Source organism: Bradyrhizobium sp. Leo170, from assembly GCF_004296405.1.
In the GTDB taxonomy this organism is placed as follows: Bacteria; Pseudomonadota; Alphaproteobacteria; order Rhizobiales; family Xanthobacteraceae; genus Bradyrhizobium.
The window spans coordinates 1-9554 of sequence record NZ_PSRR01000337.1; the positions used below are offsets into that span (position 1 = coordinate 1).

Here is a 9554-nt window from a genome sequence, read left to right on the forward strand (position 1 = left end):
CCAGAAGCTGACATCGGAGACCGGAGCCTCTGATTTAGGATGATGGAGCTCGCGCCAAGTGCAACGCGGCTTCAATGCCGCCATCCAGAATTTGCTGCGCTTCGGCAGCGTCGGGTACGGCCCGCGCGAACTGTAGCGAGCCCACCATGAGGCCGAAGATGGCCCTCGCCCGACGGTGCTTCGATGCTGAATCTGCGCCGGGGAGCAAGGACGCCAAAGTCGCAACATAGCTTCCAAGCGCCTTCTCGTAATCTTGCCTGGTGTTCTCCGGCTGGCGCGCGATTTCCGGAAGCAACGTCGCGGAGGGGCAACCTTCCGCGGGCGCTTCGAGGTGCGCGCGGTTCAAGTATCGCCGGATCGCGCCTTCGAGGTCCAGGCCCTTGAGCTGATCTTCATCAAGGCAACGCTGCTGGTCACCAAGCGCGCGCGCCAGCGCCTCGCGAACAAGCGCATCCTTGGACTCAAAGTGCGGAGAGAATGCCCCCTTGGTCAGGCCGGCCTCGCCCATAATCCCGGCAATCCCGGTGGAGGAGATGCCGTCCCGGCGCATGCATTTCGATGCCACATCGACGATGTGGCGTCGTGTCGCCAACTTATGACCTTTCTCGAACCGCATCTTATCTCGAGTCCCTCATGTCTCCACACGCCAAAAGCTACGCGTTCAGATCGCGGTCGGCTCGTCTCCCAGAACGCCTTCGATCTTGCGGGCGAGGGCTAAAAGCGTACGGTCGCTTCCTAAAGGGGCGTCAAGTTCAAGGCCAATCGGCAGCCCGGCGCGAGATAGCCCAACGGGAATACTGATACCCGGCAGTCCCACACTGCTCGCTGAGACGGTGTGGTTCGCCAAGGCGAGGTAGCTGACGTCCTGCCCCGCAATACGGACGGTCGCCTGCTCCTCGATTAAGGGCGCGGTGCATGGTGTGGTTGGTTGCAGAATGATCTGCGCTCCGTCGGTGGCGAACGCCTTGTCGAGACGGCGCTGGATTTCAGGCCGGCTTACGTTGAGCGTAGTCTGATATGCCTCTGCCGACACGGCACCCGCACCGCCCGGCAGAACGATGTGCCCCCATGCTTGCCGAAGTTGGGGCTTGAGCCCGTCGTAGATCGCCTGGAACGTGGTCGGAATGTCGTGGTGTCGAAGGAATTCCGAAATTGCGCCCATCGTCTCGTAAGCGAAGATGCCCCAAGTCGCGGTCTGGACGAGGGCGTTGAAGTCGTCGCCAAGGTCGACCTCAACGACCTCGGCGCCGGCGTCCTGCAGCCGCCTAACCACCTCGCGGAACCGCGTCTCGACCTCCGAGTCCACCAGATCGAGGAACTGTCGGGGCGCGAAGGCCAGTCGGGCTCCCTTGAGATCATGGCCGCCGTCGGGGAGTTCGACCGCCTGTTCACCCATCACGACCTGATCCAGCAAAATACAGTCCTCGACGCTTCGGGCAAATGCACCCGTCGTGTCCAGCGTATGGGAGATCGGAGCAACGCCGTTGCGCGGCCAACGTCTGGTCGTTGGTTTGAATCCCACGACCCCACAGAAGGATGCGGGCACGCGGATCGACCCGACGGTGTCACCGCCCAACGACGCGGGAACAAGGCCCGCTGCCACAGCTGCGGCGGAGCCGCTCGAGGAGCCGCCCGAGACGCGATCTCGTGCGTGCGGATTCTTGACCTGGCCGTAGCGTGCGTTGTGACCGGTCAAGCCGTAAGACATCTCGACGAGGTTGTTTTTCCCAAAGACGAAGGCACCGGCACCCTTGATGGCGCGGACAGCGTCCGCATCTTCGCGCGGCACGAAGTTAGCGAGGCTATCGAGACCTAGGCTCGTAGGCAGCCCTTTCGTCAAATAACTGTCTTTCACCCCAAGCGGCACGCCCAGCAGCGGAGCCACCGATCCGGCGGCATGTGCCTTGTCAGCCTCCCTCGCGGCCTCCAACACGGCCGCTTCATCGATGGTGATGAAGGCGTTGAGTTCGTCAAGCGTTCGGGCGCGAAGCAGAAGCGCGGCAGCGTAGGCTTCGGATGTGATGGTGCCTTCACGAATGGCTGCTGCAGCCTCTGCGAGCCCCAGCGAGGGGTCTAAGAATTCTTGCGGTGCGCTACGACCCGAAATGATGCTGCCGTCGTTCATGGAGTCCTCGCAAAGGGCCTGTGTGCGGCATTTTGCAGCCGCCCAAACAGCGGCTCGGCTCGATGCCATTACGATCATAATATAAACTTACGATCGTAATTCAATGGGCGTCTGCGTTCGCCGGGACACAGAAGCGTGAATAGATTGGGCCGGCGGATAGAGCAGCCAAGCGTCGGAAGACAACGTCCGCTTCGGGTCAAGATGAGAAGAACTCAAGGTGAGCAAATTTGGTCCGCCTTGCCTCAGGGAGCAGACCTCAATGAGGCGTCTCGCCACTTCGCTGATGGGCCAGGAACGGACGTGTCGGTGACCGAACTGAGCGCCGGGAGTCCGCCATTCAATACGAGCACAATGGATTTGCAGCCCGGACCTCCAAAGAACACACCCTCGCGCAATTGCGCCCGCACTAAGCTGCCTCGACCTTATCTTCATCAATTGGCTTAACGACGATCGGCAAAGGATGCGTACCGCGTTCATGGATGTGCGCCGCCGCTGTGCGGTCTATGGCCAGGCTGAGAACTTCAGGTCGACTGTAGTGGCCGCGCGAGTCCATGAGCTGCTTGCGCCGATCGATCAACGCGAAATCGAGATCGGCAATCACCTGACCTTCACCGGAACGGAGGGCTTCGCCGATCAATTCACCTTCGGGCGAAATGATTGCCGTGAAGCAGCCGCCGGAGATTGGTCCCATGCTGCACCCGGTGTCCTTCATGATCTGCGCTTGCTGTTCGCTATCCAACCACGCTGTTGCGTTGACGACGAAACAGCCGGCTTCAAGGGCGTGTTGACGGATATTGACTTGTGTCTGCTCGGCAAATCGGTCACCTGCGAATGAACCCGGATACATCGCCGAATGGATCTGCTCGCCGTCCGCCATCAAAGCGTAGCGCGCCAGCGGATTGTAATGCTCCCAGCATGCCAACTGGCCGATACGACCGACGGCGCTGTCCACCGCGCGCAACCCGGAGCCGTCGCCCTGGCCCCAAATCATGCGCTCATGGAAAGTGGGACTGATCTTGCGACGGCGCTGGATTAGGTCGCCGTCTGCGTCGAACAACAATTGCGTGTTGTAGAGCGTGCCGCCGTCCCGCTCATTGACGCCTATCGACACGACCATCCTGGCCCGCCTCGCAGCCTCGGCGATAGCCTCTGTAGTGGCCGAGGGTACCGTTACCGCCTGATCGAGCAGCCTGAGGTGCTCCTTGCCGGTTCTGATCTCGAAAGGGGTCTGCACGAATGAGAAGTAGGGATAATACGGCACCACCGTTTCGGGGAACGTGGCGAACTGAGCCCCCAGCTTGGCGAGTTCCCCGATCTTCTGAATTACTTTTTGCACCGTTCCTTCCCGGCTGTAGAGCACGGGGCTGATCTGTACGGCAGCGGCTTTGACGATAGTCATGCTGTTCTCCACGAATGCAAATTGAATCGATGCGACCGCTGCTCATACCACTTGCTGGAACGAAGCCTTTGAATTACGCGCAAAACGGAGAAAGAACCCCTGCATCGCTTGATCGGCTCTGGTGCGGGCTTTGGCGAACGCATCAGGACCAAGGGCCGAGCCTTCAACGGAGAAGAACGTCAGGTCATGCAGGCCGATGGTGCTCAGGATAGCTTTCAGATACGGCGTGAGAAAATCCGGCTGATGCGTGCGCTCGCCAGAAAATCTTCCGCCCGAGGACACCGCGACAAAGACTGGACGGTCGCGCAGTGCGCCCAGTTTTCCTTCGGCAGTCACGTTGAAAGTTCGACGGACTCGAACGACGTGATCGATCCACGCCTTCAGAGCGACGGGCACCGTGAAGTTATGCATTGGAGTTGCGATGACCACGAAATCGGCGCTCTCCAGCTCCTGAATCAGTTCTTCTGACCGGGACATGGAGCCCTCGGCAAACAGTTCCGCGGACGATCGCTCGGTGCTGCCAAGAGCAGTCGCGTAGCTTTCATCGAGATCGGCGATGGCGCGGCCGATCGGTCGAATGATGACGGTTGCCGTGGGCTCGCTATCCAGCAAATAGTCGATGATTTTTTGAGATAATCTGTAGCTCTCCGATGCCTGTCCGCGGGGGCTGCAAATCAAATGCAGTATTTTCATCATCTGCTTTCCAAGCGCTGCGGTCTAACTCTGTTCATCAACGATAAGCAATTGCAGCCTGCATCCAAGGGCCATAAATGAGCTTTGCGAGTGGTCCATGATTGCCCGTGCGATAGTCTCGGCGTTGCAGCCCGCGAGAGGTGGAGACCGATCCGAGCCGTTGTGGCATAGTAGGTTTCGTTCCTCCACAGGTCGGATCGGGCCATGCCTGCCGTGAAACCTGAAAAAATCTCCCCGCTTGATCCAACGGCGGCCGCACCGTTCTACCGGCAAATTTACGATCGGTTTCGCGACGCTATCGCTACTGGAATGCTGAAGCCTGGTGACCGCATTCCCTCGGCGCGGTCGCTGACCAAGGAATTGGGGCTGGCCAGAGGTACCATTGAAACTGCTTATTCCTTGCTGGCCGCGGAGGGGTATATCGAGGCACGGGGGCAAGCGGGGACCGTTGTCAGCCCGGAGCTCAAGCCGCGAACGGCCATTACTGGCCCGGTGCCGCTGCCGAATCCCAACGTCGACACTGTCAGTTTTCGCCCGGATTCCATCCTGCCGTTCCAGATGGGCTTGCCGGCCTTGGATGCGTTCCCCCGCAAGATCTGGGCGCGCCTTGGCGCGCGCAGTGTGCGAGCCATGCAGCCTTCTGATATGATCCATCCTCCTGTGTACGGCTTGCCGCTGCTGCGTGCGGAAATCGCCAGGTACCTCCAGGTTTCGCGGGGACTCAGCTGCTCGCCATCACAGGTGTTCGTTACCTCGGGATATCGTCAAACTGTTGAACTGATTGGTCATGCCCTATTGAAAGCGGGCAATCGCGTCTGGCTCGAAGACCCCGGATACCCGCCCACACGGGAAATATTTAACCGTATGCACATTGAAGGCGTCTCGGTGCCGTCGACGGGGAGGGCATGGTAGTTTCCGATGCCGTCAAGCTGGCGCCCCGGGCGCACGCGGCGGTGGTCACACCTGCGCATCAGAGCCCGCTCGGCATGTCCTTGTCGTTACCCCGGCGCCTCGCGTTGTTGGACTGGTCCGCGCGAAACAAGGCATGGATCATCGAAGACGATTACGACGGCGAATACCGCTATGTCAGCCGCCCGCTCCCTGCGTTGAAGAGCCTCGATCGTGATGGGCGGGTGCTCTATGCTGGCACATTCAGCAAGGTGCTATTTCCAGGCATCCGCCTCGCCTATCTCGTGGTGCCGGAAGGGCAGGTCGAGCAGTTTGAGCAGGTCACTGAAAGCCTTTCGGCGGGCTGTCCCGGGCTGACGCAAACCATCGTCACTGCATTCATCGGTGAGGGACATTTTGCACGCCATATCCAGCGGATGCGAAAACTCTATGCGGAGCGCCGGGAAGCGACTGCGGCAGGCCTGGAAAGCGTGCTGGGAAAATATGTGCGCATAGATTTGCAGCCCGGGGGCATGCACCTGATCTTGCGTCTGCGAGGCAACCGTTCAGACCGCCGGCTCGTTGCAAGCATGCGGGAACAGAATCTGTACGCGGAGGCGCTCACGGACTGGACGACGCGTAACGACGGAGTTTCGGCCCTTCTTCTGAATTTTACGAATATTGACTCTCGGCGCACGGCCGAAAATTTCGGACGGCGCATCTTAAAACTGATGTGACGGCAGTTTGGGCCCGATCTTCTGGAGCCTGGAATCATGGCCCAGCTACAAAGGCCAATCTTGGACCTTCTTGAATAGGCCAAGATACGAGACGATGGAATCCTTCAACCAGATGAGGATTTCAATCATGAACAAGCGCATCGATTACGCCAAGGCTTCACCGGAAGGCTTCAAGGCTTTCGGAGGTGTCTACGTTTATCTTCAAAAAAGCGGCCTTCCAAAGCAACTGGTCAATCTCGTGTACCTGCGGGTGTCGGAGATCAACGGCTGTGCCTACTGTATCGATATGCACTCCCGCGATCTGCTCAAGTGTGGCGTCGCCGCAGACAAGCTCGTGCTGGTGCCTGTATGGCGCGACGCAGGGGATGTCTTTAGTGAGCGCGAACGCGCTGCGCTGGCTTGGACCGAAGCTGTGACGCGGGTCGCCGAAACCGGCGTTCCCGATGCCGACTATGAGGCCGCCGCTCGCGAATTCAGCGACAAGGAACTCGCTGACCTCACCTATGCGATCGGCTTGATGAGCGCGTTCAATCGATTGGGAATTTCGTTCCGCTCGATCCCTGCCGCCGCCAGTAAGGCTTGAGGCGCCATCAGCAACGCGTCGCGCACGGAGATTCGTCCATGCGCATCCGGGCCCCTCACGAGCGCCGCCAGGCCGTAACCCCGGCGACCAGCGAATGGATTGACCCACATGGCATGGATGATATTGGTCTCCGCCGGCCTTCTCGAGATCGGATTCGCCTTCGGTATGAAGTGGTCCGCAGGATTCACGCTGCTGATACCCGCGGTGTTTACGGCTGCCACCGGTTTATCGAGTGTCTTTCTTCTCTCGCAGGCGCTCCGCACACTTCCCGTAGGAACGGGGTACGCCGTCTGGACCGGTATCGGCGCCGCCGGTACCGCGGTTCTGGGTATCGCAGTGCTGGGCGACTCTGCGTCGCCGGCGCGGATGCTTTGCATTGCTTTGATTGTGGCAGGCGTGATCGGATTGAAACTTGTTTCCGCAAACTAAGGATGCCGCTGGAGGCGTTCAGGGGGTGACCATTCTCTTGCGGCAGCAAGCCCCAGTGTCCGGTTTGGGTCAATCGCACCGGTTTGCCGGCAGCCCGAGACTTCCGGTCTACCCCCAACTGCGGACATGTCTCCGCGCTGCGCAAACTGTCGCGAAGGGCCAGAACCGGACCTTCGTTGCCGGCTTTCTCGCGATCATAAGCAACGCTAGGCACGCCGAACGCTCCAACGACCGCTGTCCTGTCTTGCACCACAGGCCCCGGCCTTCTCGCTCGACGGCTTCCGCCAGATCGCCGACATGATCGTGGGCGCACCTGGAACAACCTCCGGAGTGGCTCGTAGCGTGGCCGATTGCCTTTTTCGAACGCATGCCCGCGTCTTGGTGTGGTCAATCCCGTGCTGGCCGTCGGTGCGGTATTGTGGGATGAATTGCCCCACTGACCGCAGAGTGCCCCGTACAATGATTTCGAGGCTCAGACTAAGCTGGGCGGCCAGCCCACAACCCTCATAGATGGAACGTTCCTGAAAACCGGAGGGAGCACCATGAAAGCACTATGGTCAATTCCGATAGCCGCAGCTCTTACATGCGGCACGTTATCTGCGGGAGCCGCAGATCCGCTCAAACAGCAGCTTGTAGGCACTTGGAGCGTCATTTCATTTGTAAACGTGAATGAAAGGACCGGGAAAACAACGCAAATATTTGGTTCCGATCCGAAAGGATATTTCATGTTCGATGCAGCAGATCACTTCTCAATCAATCTCATGCGTCCGGGACGGCCAAAATATGCCCGCCGCGACTTTCCGACCGCCGGGGAAAGCGAAGCCGCTCTGGAGGGGCTAATCGCGATGTTTGGCGACTACAAAGTCAATGAATCTGAACATTCAATATCCTTACATGTTATCGGCGGCAGCTTTCCCGCGTGGGACAATTCGAATCAGAAGCGTTTCATCGCGATCAACGGCGACGAGCTCACGTATAAGAACCCTACACCGGCATCCCGTGGGGGTACTGCTGTGGTGACTCTGAAGCGCGCAACAAGCGCAACCAAGTGATCTTTTGGTCAATCTGTCGCCACGGGCACCGGTTTCAGAACTCGGCTCCCCCGACCCGGCAAGCCAAGCCTCGGTACCCCGAAGTGATCGGGTGAGTGGGTCCGCACACGGTGTCCGAATCGGGTCAGAAGCGCCGCTTGGCCTCACGGCAGGGACTTCCGGTTGCCCCCGATCTTCGGAAATATCCTGCGCGGCGCCAACAGCCGCGCCGGGCCAATGGGCGACATCCTGATATGGAAGAGGCCGACAACTGAGGCGGCCTTAGGCCAAGGCAGCTCCTTCCCGGTGAGCAATTCGTAAAAGGGTCTATACGGCTTACAATCCGCCGCCCGCATTTCCGCTCATGTTGTAGTTCACGAGGTAGATCATGGACCTAACCAAAATAGTTCATGAAGTCTAACGAGTACGCGACCGCCTAAAGACTGGCTCACTCTAAGGGAAAGGCTCATACAATGAACAGATTAGCGCTCTCTCTGTTGCTCGCACTTGGCACCACAGCTCCATTTACTGGCGCCAACGCAGGGACCGGAAAAGCAACAACTTTGATGGCCAAAGAGCTTCCCGACTTTCCTGGGAAGGAAGGTATGGTCGAAGTCGTCGACTTCGCTCCGGGCGAAGTCTCGGAGCCGCATCGGCATAATGCAGATCTCTTCGTCTATGTTTTGGAGGGGAGCGTCGTCACGCAGGTAGAAGGTGAAGCCCCAAAAACCGTAAATACCGGTGAGGTCTTTTATGAAGCGCCTACGGACGTCCACATTGTGAGCCGCAACGCTAGTGCGACGCAGGCCGCAAAACTACTTGTCTTCTATGTAAAAGTTAAAGGCGCGCCACCAACCATCCTAGTAGGGCGTGGACATAAATAGCGCTTTTTGACGTCGGGCGAGGAAAGGGCGTGGGTTTATGTCCGCATCGGGTCATCAGCGCCGTTCTGACTGCGCACCCATCACTTTCGGTCTCGCCTGGCAAGCGACGCGCCACAACGTCGCGGGCGCCGAGGCATCGCCACGGCCTAAGCGCTGGACCGCGTGCGAAAATCGTCAGGCCGGAAGACGAAAATCAGGAGTCCAACCCAGCTCGGCGCGTGCCTTTTCGGTCGCAACGTGTCTGTTGGACTGCGCGATGTTATAGATGCCCGGGTCGCCGTGGTCGATGGCCAGCAGAGCGGCATAAGCCGCCGCATCCACATGAATGGGCGCAGAGTTTGAGGGCCGGTCCGAAGCGGTTCCGGGGCCATAAAGCTGGCCGTAGCGAAGGACGACGCCCTCGAGCGGCGGCGATTTTAAAGTGAGATCTTCCAGCGCGATTACTCCCTGCATGTTGATACCGTTCTCTCCCTTGGCCCCGGTATCGAGCGGGTCTGTCTCCGCGTGCGGCTCGGGCCCCGGCGTGTAGGCCCACGCGATGCTTTGCGCCACCAATCGGTGCGCCCCCGCCGCAATTGCGGCCCTGACGAGGTTCCGCGTTCCCTCGCTACGGATGCGGGCGGTGCGAACGATCGCTGCTCCCATCTCGCGTGGATCAAGATCCTTCGGGAGGTCGGTGAGCTGATGGATCACGACATCGGGGCGTGCTGATGCGACGGCGCGTGATAGCGCCGGCGCGTCGAAGACGTCGACCACGACCGGGTCAGCCCCGAGCGCGCGCAGCG

11 protein-coding genes are annotated in these 9554 nt (G+C 59.5%); 6 read left to right on the top strand and 5 right to left on the bottom strand.

Features of this window, described 5'->3' with window-relative positions; genetic code table 11:
* Nucleotides 1-34: 34 nt before the first annotated feature.
* From CWO89_RS35705 to CWO89_RS35720, 4 genes are all read right to left on the bottom strand, one after another.
* Nucleotides 35-616 (bottom strand): TetR/AcrR family transcriptional regulator, encoded by a 582-nt coding sequence (locus CWO89_RS35705; RefSeq protein WP_130583116.1) that lies wholly within the window; start codon nt 614-616, stop codon nt 35-37.
* A gap of 45 nt (nt 617-661) precedes the next feature.
* Nucleotides 662-2125 (bottom strand): amidase family protein, encoded by a 1464-nt coding sequence (locus CWO89_RS35710; RefSeq protein WP_130583117.1) that lies wholly within the window; start codon nt 2123-2125, stop codon nt 662-664.
* Nucleotides 2126-2531: 406 nt separating this feature from the next.
* Complete coding sequence (locus CWO89_RS35715) at nt 2532-3524, bottom strand: nitrilase-related carbon-nitrogen hydrolase (protein ID WP_130583118.1); 993 nt, start codon at nt 3522-3524, stop codon at nt 2532-2534.
* A gap of 42 nt (nt 3525-3566) precedes the next feature.
* Nucleotides 3567-4220: an FMN-dependent NADH-azoreductase gene (locus CWO89_RS35720; RefSeq protein WP_245476728.1), complete on the bottom strand. Its 654-nt coding sequence runs from the start codon at nt 4218-4220 to the stop codon at nt 3567-3569.
* A gap of 201 nt (nt 4221-4421) precedes the next feature.
* Here CWO89_RS35720 and CWO89_RS48965 point away from each other — a divergent pair, with 201 nt between their 5' ends.
* The 6 genes from CWO89_RS48965 (at nt 4422) to CWO89_RS35745 (ending at nt 8769) form a co-directional block, all read left to right on the top strand.
* A complete protein-coding gene (locus tag CWO89_RS48965) occupies nt 4422-5129 on the top strand; it encodes an aminotransferase-like domain-containing protein (RefSeq protein WP_283813569.1) in 708 nt (235 codons plus the stop codon).
* Nucleotides 5123-5842 carry an aminotransferase-like domain-containing protein gene (locus tag CWO89_RS48970; protein ID WP_283813570.1) on the top strand — a complete coding sequence of 240 codons (720 nt, stop codon included), beginning with the start codon at nt 5123-5125 and terminating at the stop codon, nt 5840-5842. Before CWO89_RS48965 ends, CWO89_RS48970 begins: the two co-directional genes overlap by 7 nt.
* 127 nt (nt 5843-5969) lie before the next feature.
* The gene (locus CWO89_RS35730) at nt 5970-6425 is read left to right on the top strand and encodes a carboxymuconolactone decarboxylase family protein (RefSeq protein WP_028167232.1); all 456 of its coding nucleotides are present in this window, start codon (nt 5970-5972) and stop codon (nt 6423-6425) included.
* A gap of 108 nt (nt 6426-6533) precedes the next feature.
* Nucleotides 6534-6854 carry a DMT family transporter gene (locus CWO89_RS35735; protein ID WP_028167233.1) on the top strand — a complete coding sequence of 107 codons (321 nt, stop codon included), beginning with the start codon at nt 6534-6536 and terminating at the stop codon, nt 6852-6854.
* A gap of 542 nt (nt 6855-7396) precedes the next feature.
* A complete protein-coding gene (locus tag CWO89_RS35740) occupies nt 7397-7906 on the top strand; it encodes a lipocalin-like domain-containing protein (RefSeq protein ID WP_130583119.1) in 510 nt (169 codons plus the stop codon).
* A 452-nt stretch (nt 7907-8358) separates the two neighbouring features.
* On the top strand, nt 8359-8769 hold the full coding sequence (locus CWO89_RS35745) for a cupin domain-containing protein (RefSeq protein WP_080664018.1): 411 nt from the start codon (nt 8359-8361) through the stop codon (nt 8767-8769).
* 174 nt (nt 8770-8943) lie between these two features.
* On the opposite strand, the gene CWO89_RS35750 is transcribed toward CWO89_RS35745, so the two are convergent.
* A partial coding sequence (locus tag CWO89_RS35750) for an NAD-dependent epimerase/dehydratase family protein (RefSeq protein WP_245476729.1) occupies nt 8944-9554 on the bottom strand: 611 nt, incomplete at its 5' end.